Consider the following 16,337-nt stretch of genomic DNA (forward strand, 5'->3'; position numbering starts at 1 on the left):
CGGCGGGGGCGCCCTCAGTATGCCCGGCCACGGACACGCTCAGTACCACATGGATGCACTCAGCGTCGCCGCCGCGGATCCGGTCGGTCACGCCCTGGTGGCGGCGGCGATGAGGGACTGGAGCTGTTCGGCGGTGTGGTCGAGGGGCTGGGTGCTGCGCTTGGCGCGGCACATGGCCACCGTCCCCTCGACCGCGGCGACGACGAGTGTCGCGACCTGCGCGGCCTGCTCGGCTTCGGCGCCGTGTTCCCGCAGGGAGGCGGCCAACAGGCTCTCCCACAGCTCGAAGACCTCGGCCGCGGCCGCCAGGGCGGGTGGGACCTCGTCGGCCGGGGGCTCCTCGATGGCGACCGCCAGGACGGGGCAGCCGGCATGGAAGTCGCTCTCCACGACGATCCTGCGCCAGAGGTCGAGGAAGGCACTCAGGCCCGCGGCGGGCCCCGCCTCCAGCTCCCTGCGCAGGCTCCGGGCCACCCAGTCACCGGTGTAGCGGACGGCTTCGGTGGCCAACTGCTGCTTGCCCTGGGGGAAGTAGTGGTAGGTCGAGCCGAGCGGCGCCTTGGCGTGCTTGGCCATCTCCCGGATGCTCGTGGCGCTCAGACCACGCCGACTGATCATGTCGGCGGCACCGGCCACGATCCGATCGCGCGACGGCGCGCTGCTCTTGGGCATCTGCTACGTCCCCTCTGGCTATAACGTTCGTCATAGTCTACCGTGAGCCGCGTCCTCGGCGGCGGTCTCCACACCGCCTCCCTCCGCACCCGGGCGTGGGGCAGCCTCGTCGCACTCCGAAGGCGCCCGGACCACCGCCGAGGGCGAAGGCCCTCACCACACAGAGACACCTGATGAACTCGCCTCTCCCCGCCTCAAGCCGCACCCCGCAAGATCCGGCAGCCGAGCACCTGAAGCACCGGCGCGAAGCGATCGCCGCTCTCGGCCACGAGTTGCGCCTGCTCGTCGATGCGATCGTCCGCACCGAGGCCTCCCCGGAAACCCCGCATCGCCTGGCGGACGGCCAGGGCCGCACGGCCCAGTACGTGAAGGCCGCTTTCGCGGCCCTGGAGTAGCGGCGGGCGAGAATCCCGGACCCCGGCCGGCCGCCGTGGAACAACGGCTCCGGCATCTGCCATGATTATGACGACTGTTATATCGAGAGAGGTATCCCATGACCGAGGCGGTGGTCCTGGTGGCGACGATGGTCGCCAAGCCCGGCCAGGAAGAGCTGGTCGAGAGGACGTTGACGGCGGCGCTGCCCAAGGTGCACGCCGAACCCGGATGCCTGCGGTACGCGCTGCACCGCAAGGCGGGCACCACAGGCGTGTTCCTCATGATCGAGAAGTGGGCCTCCCCGGAGGCGCTGGGCGCGCACATGAAGGGCGCCGTGATGCGGGAGGTCGGAGCCGCCCTGGCACGGGCGCTGGCCGGAGCGCCGGACATGGTCTTCCTGGACCCGATCCCCGCCGGAGATCCGGACGCCGGAGCCGTCTGACCGACCACGGGGAGCGGGCCGACGGGCGAGACCGGCCGGCCGGCATCCCGGACAACCGAGGAGTTTCTCCATGAAGAGCCTGATGTTCGTCGCGCCCGGACAGCTGCGCTTCGACGAGGTCGACGCCCCCACCCTCGTCGAGGGCACGGACGCGCTCGTGCGCCCGCTCGCGGCCACGACCTGCGATCTCGACCACCATGTCATCGCCGACAGGACGCCGTTCTCCGGATTCGGTCCCTTCCCGCTCGGCCACGAGTGCGTGGGCACGGTGGTCGAGGTCGGCCCCGACTGCACCGATGTCACGGTCGGAGACGTCGTCGGCGTCGCGTGGCACATCGCGTGCGGCACCTGCGCACAGTGCGAACTCGGGCACACCGCCCGCTGCCTCGCCCACGGCGACGCCCAGTACGGCCTTCCGGTGAACGGAGCCTGGGGCGGCACCTTCGACGAACTGATCCGCGTTCCCTACGCGGACTTCAACCTCGCCAAGCTGCCCGCCGGGGTCGACCCCGTGCACCTTGCCTCCATCGGCGACAATCTCGCGCTCGGCTGGGAGACGGTGATGCCGACCATCGCCGGCATCACCGCCCCGAAGATCGCGGTCTTCGGCGGAACCGGCTCCATCGGCCTGTACGTGGCCGACGTGGCGGTCCACTGCGCCGGCGCCCGTACCGTCTACTACGACGACGACCCGGTCAGGATGAAGGTCGCCGAGCAGCTGGGCGCCGAGGTCCAGGACATCCACGGCAAGCGGGAGAAGGACTTCCACCTCGCCGTGGACGCCAGCTGCGACCCCGAGCGGCTGCGCAAGGCACTGCTGTCGGTCATGCCCGAGGGCCACGTCAACAGCGTCGGCATCTACTTCGACGAGGTCCAGCTCCCTCTGCTCGCGCTGTACCAGCGCGGAGTCCACTTCCACAACGGCAAGGGGCACGCGCGGCCGAACATGACACCGACCCTGGAGGCGGTGGCCGCCGGCACGCTCCACCCCGAGCTGGTCACCAGCGGGATCTACGGCTGGAACGAGCTCCCCGACGTGCTGACCTCCGACCGCGCCGGCCACAAGCCGATCTTCGTCCTGGACAGCTGAGTTGACCGGGCGCGGCCGCTCTCGGGCATCCGGTCCCCTACATGGGGGGGGAGCCGAGCCGGGGCCGGGGCCCGGCGCCGCGGCTCAGGTACAGCCGGGTGTCGCGCGTGTGAGGGTGATCTCGTCGGCGCCCATGAGGTCCTCCAGCTGGGACAGCGAGCCCGTGCCGGGGATGGCCGGCATGCACGGTGCGGCGGGACGGTGATCCCGTCTCTGCGGCGGTCCCGGAAGGCCGGTCGACTACAATCGGGACAGTTGTCCCGCTTGGTCGGAAGTCTGAGGGTCTTTGATGCGTGCTGATGCCGAGCGCAACCGCCAGCGTGTCCTGGAGGTGGCGTTGGAGACGTTCGCCACCGAGGGGCTGTCGGTACCGGTGGCGGAGATCGCCCGGCGGGCCGGTGTGGGCACGGGGACGGTCAGCCGGCACTTCCCGACGAAGGACTCGCTGTACGAGGCGATCGTGCTGCGTCTGGTGGCCGAGATCGTCGACCGGGCCCGGGAACTGTCCGCGACCCGTGATCCGGGCACGGCGTTCTTCGAGTTCTTCGCCCTGATGGTCGATCACTTCGCGGCCAATCTCGGTCTGTCGCAGGCGATGAGCGGGACGGGCTTCGACGTCCACTCGGTGGCCTTGGCCCCCGAGCACAATCTGCTGGCCGTGGAAGAGGAACTGCTCGTCGGGGCGCAGAAGGCCGGCGCCGTACGGCCGGACGTCGTGCGTGCCGACGTCAAGGCGCTCATCGTCGGCTGTCTGGCCCGGGAGCAGCAGGGTCCCGACCCGGAGGCGCGCAGGCGCATGATCGACCTGGCGTGCGCGGGCCTGCGCGCCCAGCGGTAGCGGCGTCCGCCGACCGCGCCGAGGACCGGGGAAGCGGTGAGCCCGGGGTTCGGTCGCAGGGTCGCGCTCATGTGCCGTCGCCCGGGACGCGGCCCAGGGCCCAGGTGCGCAGGTCGGTGCGGAAGTGGTCACCGAAGGCGGGCGCCGACTGCGGGAGAGCCGGCGACCGTGCCTTGAGGCGGTGGTGCAGCGGCATGGTGTCGTGCGCGGCTCTCGACGTGTGCGGGTCCCGGTCCAGGGCGACGGCTTCCTCGACGGAGTTGCAGACCGGCGTCGCGCGGTGCCCGCAGGGCGTCCGGGTCGTCGGAGGCGTGTCTGCCGACGGAATCCGACCCAGACCAGAACCAGACCAGAACCAGAACCAGAACCAGGACAGGTACGGAGGCGGCCGTATCGGCCCGCTCCGTACCTGTCCGGTCTGTTCGACCGTGTTGTCGGCTGCCTGGTCGGCACAGTGTGCGGTCGCCGCTACGCGCTCGCGTGCTTGCCGCTGGTCCGGCGGGCAGCGGGGCTGTGGGTGAGGATGCTGCGGAGTTCGGCGGTCTGCTTGTCGATGGCCTGGGGGCCGTTGCCGGTGAGCAGGCGTACGGACGGCTCGTAGGCGAGGGCCGGGGCGGAGATGTTGAGGGAGGACGCGACCGTGAAGCCGGCTTCCTTGATGGCCACGTCGACGAAGTAGGGGAGGCGGGTCGTCCTGCCCGGGACCCGCGGGTAGAGGAACCGCAGCGCGAACCGCTCGCCGATCTTGGGGACGGTCGAGATGGTCGCGGCGAGGAACGGGTTGTCCTTCACGGAGTAGGCGGCGCCCTGCGCGTCCACGCGCTGCCGGGTGGAGGTCACCGCGATGGGGGCGTGGCAGATCAACGAGATGGTGACGCCGTTCTCCCGGGCCACGTGGAGGGTCTCGCCGAGCCACGGGTTGTCTCGGAAGTCGACCATGGGGGCGTGACCGCCGGGGGTGTGGATGAAGTCGAAGTCGGCGAGGGTGAACGGGTCGGCCGGGTCGCGGTGGCGCAGGACGAGCTCCCGCAGCGAGTGGAAGGTGCCCTCGGGCAGCTTGTCGAGGCGGCGGATCAGTTCGGGGCGGTACTCGGTGAGCTCCGGTTCGCTGTTGGGCAGCAGTTCGGAGACCGGGATCCGGCCGATGTGCCGCTCCAGCAGCCGGACTTCCTGCTCGCGGCGGGCGACCAGCTGGGGGTGGCGCTGCCGGAAGCTGTCGGCGTCGAACGAGCGGCGGCGCTGCTGCATACGCAGGGGGAGGGTCTTGGCGCCGGTCTTCTCGATGGAGTGCACGGACAGGGCCATGCCGTTGATGTCGAGTTGCGGGGCGTTGCCGTCGGGGGTGGCGAAGGTGAACTCGTAGTCGTTCTCGAACTCCTTGAGCACCTGAGCCATCTCGACCAGGAAGAACCCGGTCGAGATCGACCCGACGTCCGCGGGCTCGACCAGCGGCAGCCGGCGTCCGGACGAGATGACGATCAGTGCGCGACGCTTGGTGGTGGGCATGACGGGGGCTCCTTCAGTGGGCCTCGGTGGTGTGGGACGAGTGGGCACGATCGGCCCGCTCCTGGTTGCGCTGCTGTGGGTCGTGCGGGGCGAAGGTGACGTCGAAGGTGCTTCGCTTCGCTGGAGAAGCGCCTGCTGTCTGTGGGTGAGGGAGGCCCGAGCGGGTGTGCCGCCCAGGCCCTCACCGGCGCGGGCGGTACGGGTGCACGCCGTGGGGTGGGCGTGCCGGGGCCCGAGGGCCGGAAGGCCGTTACTTGCCTTCCGCGGCCTTGGACACGTGCGCCCACTCGGCCCAGGTCTCCAGACGCTGCTGGTAGACCGCGGGCACCCACTGCGTGCCCTGCTCACCGAAGAACACGCGCAGCGGCGGCTGCTCGGCGTCGACCAGCTGGAGGATCGCACCGCCGACAGCCTCGGGGCCGGGCATCCGGGCGGCGGCGCTCATCTCGTTCAGCGACGCGTGCAGGGGGTCGTAGGCGTCCTGGCGGTGCGCGGTGAAGACCGACGAATTCGTGAAGTCGGTGGCGAAGCCGCCGGGTTCGATCACCGTGACCTTGACGCCGAAGGGCGCGACTTCGTGGGAGAGCGCCTCGCTCAGGCCTTCCAGCGCCCACTTGGAGGCGCTGTAGCCGCCCGCGCCGGCCAAGGTGGTCAGCCCCATGACCGAGGAGATCTGGACGATGTGGCCGCTGCCCTGCGCACGCAGGACGGGCAGTACCGCCTGGGTGACGTGGAGGACGCCGAAGACGTTGGTCTCCAGCTCGTCGCGCAGTTCCTGCTCGCCGAGTTCCTCCACGGCGCCGATCAGGGCGTAACCGGCGTTGTTGACCACCACGTCCAGCCGGCCGAACCGCTCCTTGGCCGCCGCGACCGCCTCGAAGACCTGCGTACGGTCGGTGACGTCCAGACGCAGCGGCAGCACCGCGTCACCGAACCGCTCGACCAGGTCGGTCAGCGTTTCGGTGTTCCGGGCGGTTGCCGCGACCTTGTCGCCGCGCTCCAGGGCGGCGAGGGCGAACTCACGGCCGAAACCGCGCGACGAACCGGTGATGAACCAGACCTTGCTCATGACGTGAACCTCCTGTGGGGATGGACGGCCACCACAAACGGGACGACCATCCCGATTAACTATACGGGACGAACATCCCGCTTTCGAGTGCATGCGGGGGCCGGGGGGCGACAGCAGCCCGCGGCTCCACGGTCAGCGACCTTGCGCCGGGCCTGGACCTCCTGCGGGACAGCTCGTCCCGGTGAGCCCCTCCGACGCCGCCCCCAGGCGGCGAGCGGCCGCCGGATCACCGGCCGCGACCTTGCACCGCCCTTGTCGCCCTACGGGGAGGAACCCGTTCGCGAGGGGCACAACGACGCGGGCGGACGGATGGCCGCGAGACGGCCGACCCTTGCCAAGCGGATAGCTGTCCGGTACGTTCTTCCAGGAGCGGACAACTGTCCGCTTAGGTGGATCCGCACCCCTCCCCGGAGCACACGGAAGGTTCCCTCTGCCATGAATCTGCTCATCCTCGGCGCGACGGGCCCCACCGGCCGCCACATCGTCGACCTGGCCCTTCGGTCCGGCGACAAGGTCACACTCCTGGCGCGCAGGCCGGAGGCATTGGTGGACATGACGGAGCTGGCGGGCCAAGCGGACCAGGTCACCGTGGTCGCCGGCGACGCCACCTCGCACCACGATGTCGCGAAGGCCATGATCGGCCAGGACGTCGTCGTGGCAGCCCTCGGCAGGAGCACCTCCGTGCGCGCCGACGACCTGTTCACCCGCGCCGCGGCCGCCGTCGTCGGTGCGGCCAAGGACGTGGGCGTCTCCCGCCTGGTCTGGCTGTCCTCGTTCGGCGTGGGAGACACCTATCGGTCGGCGAGCGCCGTGCAGAAGGTCATATACAGCACGTTGCTGCGGAACATCTACGCGAACAAGGAGATCTCCGAGAAGGCGATCCGCTCCAGCGGCCTGGACTGGACGCTGGTCTATCCGACCATGCTGACCAAGGACCCCGCCAAGGGCACCTACCGCGTCGGCGAGCGCCTGCCGATGAAGGGAAACCCGACGATCAGCCGCGCGGACGTCGCCGACTTCATGTACAAGGCGGCCCGAAGCACCGAGTGGATCAACCGGCAGGCCGTCATCACGGACTGACGAGCGGCGCCGCATCGCCTTCCGCGTCATGCGATGTCAGTGCTCGCGAAGCCTTTCGACCGCCCGCGATCCCGGGACCGGTCGCGCCGTCCTGCGACGTGCCGTCGAGCTCGGCGAGAAGCACATCGACCCGCCTCCTTCCACCGCGGCAACGGCGGCGCCGTCAGCGACGACGCCCGCTCTGCGACCGACGGTCGAGGTCGACCTCAACGCGGTCCAGGGGCCCCCACGCGCAGGCCGTCCATGACGAGTTCGAGAAGGCGAGCGCTCTGGGCCTGCCAGTCCCCGCGGGAATCGATCTGCCAGATACCGGCGATGGCCAGGAGGAAGTCGTCCACCGTCACGCCCGGGCGAATGGCGCCGACCTCGTGGTTGGCGGCGAGCAGAGCCTCGATCGCCTCGACGACCAGCGCGTATCCCGGCTGCGCCGGACCGTCCGACGTACCGACGATCCGACGCATCGCGTCGGACAAGCCGGCCTTGGCCACGGCGAAGCGGGCGAGCTGGTCCATCCACTCCCGCAGGGCCTGGTCGGGCGTCCGGGTTCCGAGGAGTGCCGCCGCGGCGTCGGTGAGCTGCCGCACCTCGTGGCGGTGGACCTCCAGGACGAGAGCTTCGCGGTTGGGGAAGTTGCGGTAGAACGTGCCCTGCCCGACCCCCGCCTTCTTGGCGATCGAACTCAGCGGGGCGTCCACGTCGCGCGACAACTCGTCCAGCGCCACCCGCAGGATGCGCTCGCGATTGCGCTGCGCGTCCGAGCGCTGAGGTCCCTCGTTCCTGGTCCGCACTCCGCACTCCCCCTCCTTCCGGGCTCACACCCACGAGCTCACCGCCAAACGGACAATAGTCCGGAACTCTGGAAAGTAGCGGACCGCTGTCCGGCTGGCAAGGGCAGACCGGGCCATGCGTAGTTCAGCGAGCGGGCCCAGGAAGAACCTCCTGGTGTCGCACTCCCCGAAGAACCCGGGCCTCCTCGGCACAGACGCAGGGCACCCGCCCGGGCAGGCCTCCCGTCAGGCGCCCCGCGGCACGATCAGGCGTCGGTGGTGGTCGGGCGTGGCCGGCGGTAGGGCCGTACCGCGCGGCGCGCTATGGCGAAGCGGTGGGTCTCCGAGGGGCCGTCGTAGATGCGGAACGGCCGGACCTCCCTGAAGAGGCGGGCCAACGGGGCGTCGGCGGCGGAGATGCCGAGCGCTCCGCAGATCTGCACCGCCCGGTCCACCACCCGGTTCACCGCCTCCGCCACGAAGGTCTTGGACACCGAGGTCAGCTGAGAGGCGGCGGCGGAGCCGGTGTCCAGTTCCCAGGCGGTGCGCAGGATCAGTGCACGGCTCGCCTCGATGTCGATCTCGGAGTCGGCCAGCATCTGCTGGACCATGCCGAGGTCTCCCAGCACCGAGCCGAACGCCATCCGGCTGCCCGCCCGCTCCAGCGCGACGTCCTGGGCGCGGCGGGCGGCTCCCAGCCAGCGCATGCAGTGGGTCATCCGGGCGGGGCCCAGCCGGACCTGGGCGCCTTCGAAGCCGCGGTCCACCGCGCCGAGCACCTGGCCCTCCCCCACCACACAGTCCTCGAAGACGATCTCGCTGTGCCCGGCGAAGAGCGACTCGTCCAGGGTCTCGATGGAGCGGACGAGGCGCATGCCGGGGGTGTCCGCGTCGACCAGGAACATGGTGGCGCCGCCCGGGTCACCGGGGCTGCCGGAGGTCCGGGCCATGACGATGGCGAAGTCGGCGCCGTGGGCGCCGGTGATGAACCACTTGTGCCCGTCGATGCGCCAGCCGCCGGGGACCCGGGTCGCGGTGGTCCGCAGGGAGCGGGGATCGGCACCGGCTCCCGGAGCCGGTTCGGTCATGGCGAAGCAGGAGCGGGACTCGCCCGCGGCGAGCGGTGCCAGATACCTCTGCTTCTGCTCGTCGGTGGCCACCTGCTCCAGCAGGTGCATGTTGCCCTCGTCCGGGGCCGCGCAGTTCAGCGCCAGCGGTCCGAGCAGCGAGTAGCCGGCCGCTTCGAACACCACCGCCTGGCCGCGCAGGTCGAGCCCGTGTCCGCCCCAGCGCGTCGGTACGTGCGGAGCGAACACCCCCGCGTCCCGGGCGGCTTTCTGCAGGGTCTCGCGCAGCGCCTCGGGGGCGTCGTGCACGGACCCGCCGCACTCGCGCTCGGCCGGAATGACGACCTCGCGCACGAACGCGGCGGTGGACGCGGCGAGTTGCGCGACAGCCGGATCGATATCGAACTGGATGGGCACGTGGCCTCCCGCCGACGGGCGTACGGGCATCGGTGCCCGCCGCGTCTTGGAAACTGTATAGCGTCTTCAGTATCTTGCCGGGAAGCACCCGGCGACGGGAAGACGGCAGGAGAAGCATGATGAGCGTCCTTGCGAGTACCGAGCCGGTCCGGATCGTCCGGCACCCCGACGGAGTCGTCGAGTTGCGGCTGGACGATCCCGGCCGGGGAAACGCCCTGGATCTGAGGACGGCCGAGGCGCTGCGGGACACGGCCGTCGAGGTGGCCGCGGACCCCGGCGGCGCGGTCCTGCTGCGGTCGACGGGCGGCAGCTTCTGCGTGGGCGGTGACCTGCGCGCCTTCGCCGGCCTCGGCGCGGGGACCGGCGCCTACGTGCACGCTGTGGCGAGCGCCGCGCACGCCGCGATACAGGCCCTGTACGAACTGCCGGTACCGCTGGTGACGGCGGTGCGCGGCGCGGCCGCGGGCGGGGGGATCGGCCTCGCCGTGGTGGGTGACATCGTTCTGGCGGGCCGGTCGGCACGGTTCCGGCTGGCGTACACGGCGATCGGCCTCACGCCGGACTGCGGAGCCTCGTGGTTCCTGCCACGCCTGCTGGGCCCCCGCAGGGCGGCGGACCTGATCCTGACCAATCGCGTCCTGACCGGCGACGATGCCGAACGCTGGAGCCTGGTCTCCCGATCGGTGGACGACGGGGAACTGGACGGCGCGGCGCGTCGGATCGCGGCCGATCTGGCCGCCGGCGCCGGGGACGCGCTGCGGGCCTCGAAGGGGCTGCTGCGCGTCGGCGCCGGCGAGGAGCTGCGCCGCCATCTCGCCGAGGAGGCGCGGCTGATCGCCGCCCTGGCCGACGGCCGTCAGGCGCAGGACCGCATGGCGTCGTTCCTCGCTTCGGGAAGCCGTCCGAAGGCGGATGACGGCCGGGCCGGGGCCAGGAAAGCGGAAAGTGTTTCTTGAGTCCCTCTTCACTAACAGGCCCGCCGGGGCGTAACCTCCGGGCAACACAGGACCGAGGAACCGGTCACCACAGAACCGGGGAAATGGTGTGGCGATGCAATCTGCTGCCGTGGACCTTCCGGACGCATTCGACGAGACCCTCACCGAGGGCGTCGTCGACCTCGTTCTGCGTGGCATGTGGCGCGGCCGGCCGGAGTCCGAGCACCGCCCGCTGGTCGACGCCGGGCTCGCGATGGTGAAGGGGCCGGTGGTGCTGCCGACCGAGCGCGCCAAGACCGCCGTCGCGCGGATCCTGCGGGTCCCCCCGGGCTCCGAGCGGGAGGAGCGGATCACCTCGGCGTACGAGGCGTTCCTGCCGGTCAACCGCAAGATCCGCGACGTGTGCACGGCCTGGCAGTGCCGCCCCGACGGCTCGGTCAACGACCACTCCGACGAGGTCTACGACGCCGGGGTGCGCGAGTCGCTGGAAGACGTGCACGAGGCGATCCAGCCCGTGCTGCGCAGGCTGGACGGGGTGCTCGCGGGCAGCGGACGGTACCTGACGGCCCTGGAGGAGGCCCTCGACCGCTTCGACGACGGCGCCCCGCAGTGGCTGGCCTCGCCGCTGTGCGACTCGTACCACACCGTGTGGATGCGGCTGCACCAGGAGCTGCTGCTCGTCCTGGGCATCAGCAGGGCCGAGGACGAGGCCCTCGAAGAGGAGCTGGTCACGAGGAGCAGAGGGTGAGCGTCACCGACCGCGAGGCGGGACCGCTCGCACGGTCCCGGACCTCCGTCACGCCCTCCGGGACCCCCGGGCGGCTCCTGGTGCCCTACGGCCAGGGACACACCCGGGGCCTCGAAGCCGACGAACTGGGCGCGCACGGGGCGGCGATGGACCGCCTGGTGGCCCTCGGTCTGCCGGTCGTGCCGGGGCTCACCGTGCCCGCCGGCGCCGCCGCGTCGCTGTGCGATCCCGACACCGCCCAGGCCGCCGTGGACCTGGTCGAACAGCTCTCGGGCCGGCGTATCGACGACGCGGCCCGGCCGCTGCTGCTGCGCCTGTCGGCGAGCGCGCCGACCGAGATCGCCGGACTGCCGCCCGACCTGGCCTGTCTCGGCGTCACTCCCGCCCGTGCCGACGACCTGTGCGCCCTCATCGGGCGCTCGGACGCGCTGTACGAGGTGTGGGCCGCCACGGTGCGCATGATCGCCGAGTACGCCCTCGACGTGCCCGGCGCGGTGCTCGACGACGCACTCCTGGACACGCCGGCGCCACGGGTACGGGTGGAGGTACTGCTGTCCCTGGCGGCGGAACACGGCTCCCGCCCCTTTCCCGACGAGCCGGCGCAACAGCTCGCGCTGGCCGCCCGTGCCCTGCTCGCCCGGTGGGACTCGCCGCGTGCGAGAAGGTCCCGCCGATCCCAGCGGCTCCCCGCCGACCTGGCTGTCGCCCTGCATGTCCAGGCCCTGCGCATCGGCCCGGCCGACCACTCCGGCTACGGCACGGCGACCAGCCGCGACCCCGAGACCGGGCGTCTCTCCCCGCGGGGCTCCTTCTTCCGCGGGGTGCGCCGCAGCGCCCCGCCGCCGAACACCGGAGAACCGCTGGACCGGCTCGCGGGTGGCACCGCGCTCCTTGAACACTCCCTGCTCACCCTGGAGCGGCATCTGCGCGCGCCGGTGTCGGTCGACTTCGAGGTGCGCGACGACGAGATCTCCCTGCTCGCCGCCTCGCCGCAATCCCGCCCGCCGCTCCGTGCCTCGGTGTGCGTCGCCACGGACCTGGCCCGGGACGGGGCGCTCGGCCGCGAGGAGGCCGTCCGGCGGATCACTCCCGCGCAGGTGCAGGAACTGCTGCACCCCCAACTACGGCTGACCGGTGGGGAGGAGCTCCTGGCGAAGGGGCTGCCCGCGTCCCCGGGGGCGGCGACCGGAGTGGTCGTCCTGTCCAGTGAACGTGCCCTCGAACTGGCCGCGGACGGCACGCGGGTCGTGCTCGTGGCCGGTGAGACGACCCCGGCGGACGTCCCCGGGATGCTGGTCTCCGCCGCCGTGCTGACCGGCAGTGGCGGTATCGCCTCGCACGCCGCCGTCGTGGCGCGGGGCTCCGGCACGCCCGCGGTGTGCGGCGCGGAGGGGCTGCGCGTGGACCCCGCGGCCGGGACGGTCCGCATCGGGGAGCGGGTGCTGCGTGAGGGCGACCCGATCTCGCTGGACGGCCGCAGCGGCGCCGTGTACGCGGGGACGCTGCACGTCAGTGTGGCCGGACCGCCACCCGAACTGTCCACCCTGCTGGAGTGGGCGGACGGCATGCGCCGACTGGGCGTGCGGGTCAACGCCGACACGGCCGCCGAGGTGGACACGGCCCTGGCCCTGGGCGCGGAGGGGGTGGGGCTGTGCCGTACGGAGCACCAGTTCCTCGGCGAGCGGCTGCCACTGATCCGGCGCGTGCTCCTGGCCGCCGACCCGGCCGCCCGCGACGAGGCGCTGACGGAGCTGGAGCGCGCCCAGCACGAGGACTTCCGCGCGCTGCTGGCCGCGGTCGGGAACCGCCCGGTGACCGTGCGCCTGCTGGATGCCCCGCTGCACGAGTTCCTGCCCGCCCCCGGGCAGGCCCTGGACGCGGCCGAGGAACAGCGGGCCGCCGCGCTGCGCGAGGCGAATCCGATGCTCGGGCTGCGCGGTGTGCGGCTGGCGCTGCTGCACGAGAGGCTCTACCCGGCGCAGGCCGAGGCCCTCTTCGCCGCCTGGGCGGATGTCGCCGCCACCGGGGTCCGGCCGGAGCTGGAGGTGATGATCCCGCTCGTCAGCCTGCCGGAGGAACTGGCGGCCGCCGCCGCGTACGTACGGGGCGCCGCCGACACGGTCGCCGCCCGCACCGGGGTGCGGGTCCCGTACCGGCTCGGCACGATGATCGAGACCCCGCGCGCCGCGCTCCTGGCCGGTGAACTCGCCGAGCACGCCGAGTTCTTCTCCTTCGGCACCAACGACCTCACGCAGCTCACCTACGGGTTCTCCCGGGACGACGTCGAACGGCAGGTGCTCGTCGCGTACCAGGAACGCGGGCTGCTGACCGCAAGCCCGTTCGCGCGGCTCGACCCGCACGGGGTGGGGGCCCTGATCCGCCTGGCCGCCGAGCGGGCACGGGACGCGCGGCCCGGTATCAAGCTGGGCGTGTGCGGTGAGCACGGTGGGGATCCGGAGTCGATCGCGTTCTGCGACGACCTCGGCCTCGACTACGTCTCCTGTTCCGCGCACCGCGTGCCGGTGGCCCGGATGGCGGCCGCGCACAGTGCCCTGGGCCGACGGCAGGACGCCGAGCGGCGCGACGAGAGCGGGAGCACACGATGACGAGCACCATGACCGAGGCCGCGGCCCTGTCGGAGACCGAGCTTGCGGACCTGCGCGAGACCGTTCGCTCGGTGTGCGCGGATGCCGGCGGCACCGCCGCGGCACGCCGGCTGTCCGAGGAGGCGCCCGGCATCGACGCCGGGTTGTGGGACACCCTCGGCCGGCAGGTCGGTCTCGCGGCGCTCGGCCTGCCCGAGTCGGCGGGAGGCATCGGCGGACTCGCCGAGATCGCCGCCGTCTGCGAGGAGTTGGGCAGGACGCTGGCACCCGTACCGCTGCTGTCCTCCACCGTGCTGGCCGGGCAGGTGCTGGCCGGCTGTGGCACCGCCGACGAGGCGTCGGCCGCGCTGGCCGAGGGCACCGTGCACGCGCTGGCGGTGGCCGCGCCCGACGGGGCGTGGCGGGCGGACGCCGTACCGGTGGCCGTCTCCTGGCGGGGCGGCGTCCCGCTGCTGGACGGCACCGCGCCGTTCGTCCTCGACGGCGCCGACGCCGAGGCGCTGGTGGTGGCCGCCGCCGGACCCGACGGTGTGGACGTGTTCCTGGCCGACCCGCGCGCGCCGGGAGTCACGGTGCGCCGGGTGCCCACTCTGGACCTCAGCCGGGGCCAGGCGGTGGTCACCTTCTCCGCTGCCCGGGCACGGCCGCTGACCGTCGGCGGCGAGGGGGCGGACATCGTCTCCCGCGCCCTGGACGTGGCCCTGGTGGCTCTGGCCGCCGAGCAACTGGGCGGAGCGCAGGCCGCCTTGGACATGACGGTGGCCCATGTGCGCGAACGGACCCAGTTCGGCAGGGCGATCGGCGGCTTCCAGGCCGTCAAGCACGCCTGCGCCGACATGCTGCTCCAGGTCGAGGCCGCACGGTCCGCCGTGGTCCGCGCGGTCCGGGCGGACGGATCCCCGCAGGCGCTGGCCGAGGCGGCGGCGGTGGCACAGGCGTGGTGCGGCGAGGCGTTCGTCTCCGTCGCCGCCGAGTGCGTGCAGTTCCACGGCGGGATGGGCTTCACCTGGGAGCACGACGCGCACCTGTACTTCCGGCGCGCCCAGTCGGACGCGGTCCTGCTGGGCGGCGCCGCACACCATCGGGAACGGCTGGCCGGGCTGCTCGGCTGGTGACTGGAAGGCGGGACGGCATGGCCACCAGACTCATCGACGAGTCCCTGTTCGAGAGCGGGGAGTACGGCAACGGGGATCCACCGCGTCTCGTGGGCGCCCGCTGCTCCGGCTGCGCCACCGTCGTCTTCCCCCGGCAGGACTCGTGCCCCCGGTGTTCGGACGGGACGATGACGCCGCGGGTGCTGCCGGTGAGCGGGCGGGTCTGGTCGTGGACGCTTCAGGCGTTCCCGCCGAAGTCGCCGTACCGGGTGCCGTCCGGCGGCCACCGGCCCTATCACGTGGGCTATGTGGACCTCGGTGAGGTGCTGGTCGAGGCGCGGCTGGCTGTGCCCCGCGCGGAGATCCGCATCGGTCTGCCGGTCCGGCTCACCACGGTGCCCGCCTACGAGGACGAGGACGGAACCGAAGTGGTGACCTTCGCGTTCCGCCCGGAGCGGGAGGGTGAGCGATGAGCCGGGCCGACGACGTGTACGTGGTCGGATGCGGCATGCATCCCTTCGGCCGCGACGAGAGCGTCACCGGAATGGACATGGCCGAGCACGCGGTGCGCGAGGCGCTGGCCGACGCGGGCGTCGCCTGGGAGGACATCGGCTACGCGGCCGGCGGCTCCGACGTGTCCGGCAAGCCCGACACGTTGGTGGGCCGGCTGGGCCTGACCGGAGTGCCGTTCGTCAACGTGCAGAACGGCTGCGCGACCGGCGCCTCCACCGTGCTCACGGTGGCCAACGCGCTGCGCGCGGGCGAGGCCTCCGTGGGGCTGGCGGTGGGGTTCGACAAGCACGAGCGGGGGGCGTTCCACGTCTCCGCGGCGCGCTACGGCCTGGGTGACTGGTACGCCGAGACCGGCATGATGCTGACGACGCAGTTCTTCGCGCTGAAGACCCAGCGGTACCTGTACGAGCACGGGATCTCGGAGCGGGCGCTGGCGATGGTCGCCGCGCGGGCCTTCCGCAACGGTTCGCACCATCCCCTGGCCTGGCGGCGCAAGCCGTTGACCGAGCGGGAGATCCTGGAGTCCGCCGAGGTCAGTCCCCCGCTCACCCAGTACATGTTCTGTTCCCCCGGACAGGGCGCGGCGGCCTTGGTCCTGGCCCTCGGCGACCGTGCGTTCGACCTGTGCGAGCGACCGGTCAGGCTGGCGTCGCTGGCCTTCCGGACCAGGCGGTTCGGTTCCTTCGAGGTGTTCTCGCCCTGGCTGCCGCCGGGCCCGCACCGCAGCCCCAGCGTCGACGCCGCGGAGGCGGTCTTCCGCACGGCGGGAGTGCGGCCGGCGGACGTCCAGGTCGCCCAGTTGCAGGACACCGACAGCGGCTCGGAACTGATCCACCTGGCGGAGACCGGGCTGTGCGCCCATGGAGAGCAGGAGGAGTTGCTGGCCGCCGGCGCCACCGAAGCCATGGGCCGGACACCGGTCAACACCGACGGCGGATGCCTGGCCGGCGGGGAGCCCGTCGGCGCCTCCGGGCTACGGCAGTTCCACGAGGTCGTACGACAGTTGCAGGGCCGGGCACCCGGTGTGCAGGTGCCGGGTGCTCCCCGGGTGGGCTTCACCCATGTGTACGGGGCGCCCGGAATCAGCGCCTGCTCGATCTTGACACTGTGAGAGGCGG

18 protein-coding genes are annotated in these 16,337 nt (G+C 72.2%); 11 read left to right on the top strand and 7 right to left on the bottom strand.

The window, feature by feature from the left end; all coding sequences use genetic code 11:
* Nucleotides 1–87: 87 nt before the first annotated feature.
* Nucleotides 88–672, bottom strand: coding sequence for a TetR/AcrR family transcriptional regulator (locus tag RM704_RS31815; RefSeq protein ID WP_033530911.1), 585 nt, complete (start codon nucleotides 670–672; stop codon nucleotides 88–90).
* Nucleotides 673–845: 173 nt separating this feature from the next.
* Here RM704_RS31815 and RM704_RS31820 point away from each other — a divergent pair, with 173 nt between their 5' ends.
* From RM704_RS31820 to RM704_RS31835, 4 genes are all read left to right on the top strand, one after another.
* Nucleotides 846–1,067: a hypothetical protein gene (locus RM704_RS31820; RefSeq protein WP_033530910.1), complete on the top strand. Its 222-nt coding sequence runs from the start codon at nucleotides 846–848 to the stop codon at nucleotides 1,065–1,067.
* A gap of 98 nt (nucleotides 1,068–1,165) precedes the next feature.
* Nucleotides 1,166–1,489, top strand: a complete 324-nt coding sequence (locus tag RM704_RS31825) for a putative quinol monooxygenase (RefSeq protein WP_033530909.1) — start codon at nucleotides 1,166–1,168, stop codon at nucleotides 1,487–1,489.
* 70 nt (nucleotides 1,490–1,559) lie between these two features.
* A complete protein-coding gene (locus RM704_RS31830; protein ID WP_033530908.1) occupies nucleotides 1,560–2,579 on the top strand; it encodes a zinc-dependent alcohol dehydrogenase in 1,020 nt (339 codons plus the stop codon).
* A 289-nt stretch (nucleotides 2,580–2,868) separates the two neighbouring features.
* Complete coding sequence (locus RM704_RS31835) at nucleotides 2,869–3,417, top strand: TetR/AcrR family transcriptional regulator (protein ID WP_033530907.1); 549 nt, start codon at nucleotides 2,869–2,871, stop codon at nucleotides 3,415–3,417.
* 67 nt (nucleotides 3,418–3,484) lie between these two features.
* Here the strand turns inward: RM704_RS31835 and RM704_RS31840 are convergent, their stop codons facing one another.
* From RM704_RS31840 to RM704_RS31850, 3 genes are all read right to left on the bottom strand, one after another.
* Nucleotides 3,485–3,613 (bottom strand): hypothetical protein, encoded by a 129-nt coding sequence (locus RM704_RS31840; protein WP_311591548.1) that lies wholly within the window; start codon nucleotides 3,611–3,613, stop codon nucleotides 3,485–3,487.
* A gap of 272 nt (nucleotides 3,614–3,885) precedes the next feature.
* Nucleotides 3,886–4,923 (bottom strand): type 1 glutamine amidotransferase family protein, encoded by a 1,038-nt coding sequence (locus RM704_RS31845; protein ID WP_033530906.1) that lies wholly within the window; start codon nucleotides 4,921–4,923, stop codon nucleotides 3,886–3,888.
* Between the two features lie 250 nt (nucleotides 4,924–5,173).
* Nucleotides 5,174–5,992 carry an SDR family NAD(P)-dependent oxidoreductase gene (locus RM704_RS31850; protein WP_033530905.1) on the bottom strand — a complete coding sequence of 273 codons (819 nt, stop codon included), beginning with the start codon at nucleotides 5,990–5,992 and terminating at the stop codon, nucleotides 5,174–5,176.
* A gap of 435 nt (nucleotides 5,993–6,427) precedes the next feature.
* On the opposite strand from RM704_RS31850, the gene RM704_RS31855 reads away from it, so the two are divergent.
* Nucleotides 6,428–7,072, top strand: a complete 645-nt coding sequence (locus tag RM704_RS31855; protein ID WP_033530904.1) for an NAD(P)-dependent oxidoreductase — start codon at nucleotides 6,428–6,430, stop codon at nucleotides 7,070–7,072.
* Here the strand turns inward: RM704_RS31855 and RM704_RS31860 are convergent.
* The 3 genes from RM704_RS31860 to RM704_RS31870 form a co-directional block, all read right to left on the bottom strand.
* Entirely contained in the window at nucleotides 7,062–7,196 is a 135-nt protein-coding gene (locus tag RM704_RS31860) for a hypothetical protein (RefSeq protein WP_311591552.1), read from the bottom strand. The genes RM704_RS31855 and RM704_RS31860 overlap by 11 nt on opposite strands.
* A gap of 82 nt (nucleotides 7,197–7,278) precedes the next feature.
* Nucleotides 7,279–7,860, bottom strand: a complete 582-nt coding sequence (locus RM704_RS31865) for a TetR/AcrR family transcriptional regulator (RefSeq protein WP_033530903.1) — start codon at nucleotides 7,858–7,860, stop codon at nucleotides 7,279–7,281.
* 245 nt (nucleotides 7,861–8,105) lie between these two features.
* Nucleotides 8,106–9,323, bottom strand: coding sequence for an acyl-CoA dehydrogenase family protein (locus RM704_RS31870; protein WP_033530902.1), 1,218 nt, complete (start codon nucleotides 9,321–9,323; stop codon nucleotides 8,106–8,108).
* Between the two features lie 116 nt (nucleotides 9,324–9,439).
* Here RM704_RS31870 and RM704_RS31875 point away from each other — a divergent pair, with 116 nt between their 5' ends.
* The 6 genes from RM704_RS31875 to RM704_RS31900 all read left to right on the top strand — a co-directional run bounded on the left by RM704_RS31875 (nucleotide 9,440) and on the right by RM704_RS31900 (nucleotide 16,330).
* Nucleotides 9,440–10,279, top strand: coding sequence for an enoyl-CoA hydratase/isomerase family protein (locus RM704_RS31875; RefSeq protein WP_311591555.1), 840 nt, complete (start codon nucleotides 9,440–9,442; stop codon nucleotides 10,277–10,279).
* A gap of 94 nt (nucleotides 10,280–10,373) precedes the next feature.
* On the top strand, nucleotides 10,374–11,006 hold the full coding sequence (locus RM704_RS31880) for a hypothetical protein (RefSeq protein ID WP_311591557.1): 633 nt from the start codon (nucleotides 10,374–10,376) through the stop codon (nucleotides 11,004–11,006).
* Entirely contained in the window at nucleotides 11,003–13,612 is a 2,610-nt protein-coding gene (locus RM704_RS31885; protein WP_033530900.1) for a putative PEP-binding protein, read from the top strand. The genes RM704_RS31880 and RM704_RS31885 overlap by 4 nt, the downstream gene beginning before the upstream one ends.
* Entirely contained in the window at nucleotides 13,609–14,727 is a 1,119-nt protein-coding gene (locus RM704_RS31890) for an acyl-CoA dehydrogenase family protein (protein WP_033530899.1), read from the top strand. Before RM704_RS31885 ends, RM704_RS31890 begins: the two co-directional genes overlap by 4 nt.
* A gap of 17 nt (nucleotides 14,728–14,744) precedes the next feature.
* Complete coding sequence (locus tag RM704_RS31895; RefSeq protein ID WP_033530898.1) at nucleotides 14,745–15,179, top strand: Zn-ribbon domain-containing OB-fold protein; 435 nt, start codon at nucleotides 14,745–14,747, stop codon at nucleotides 15,177–15,179.
* On the top strand, nucleotides 15,176–16,330 hold the full coding sequence (locus tag RM704_RS31900; protein WP_033530897.1) for a thiolase family protein: 1,155 nt from the start codon (nucleotides 15,176–15,178) through the stop codon (nucleotides 16,328–16,330). Before RM704_RS31895 ends, RM704_RS31900 begins: the two co-directional genes overlap by 4 nt.
* Nucleotides 16,331–16,337: the final 7 nt, after the last annotated feature.

Source organism: Streptomyces gottesmaniae (assembly GCF_031845845.1).
GTDB lineage: Bacteria > Actinomycetota > Actinomycetes > Streptomycetales > Streptomycetaceae > Streptomyces > Streptomyces akebiae.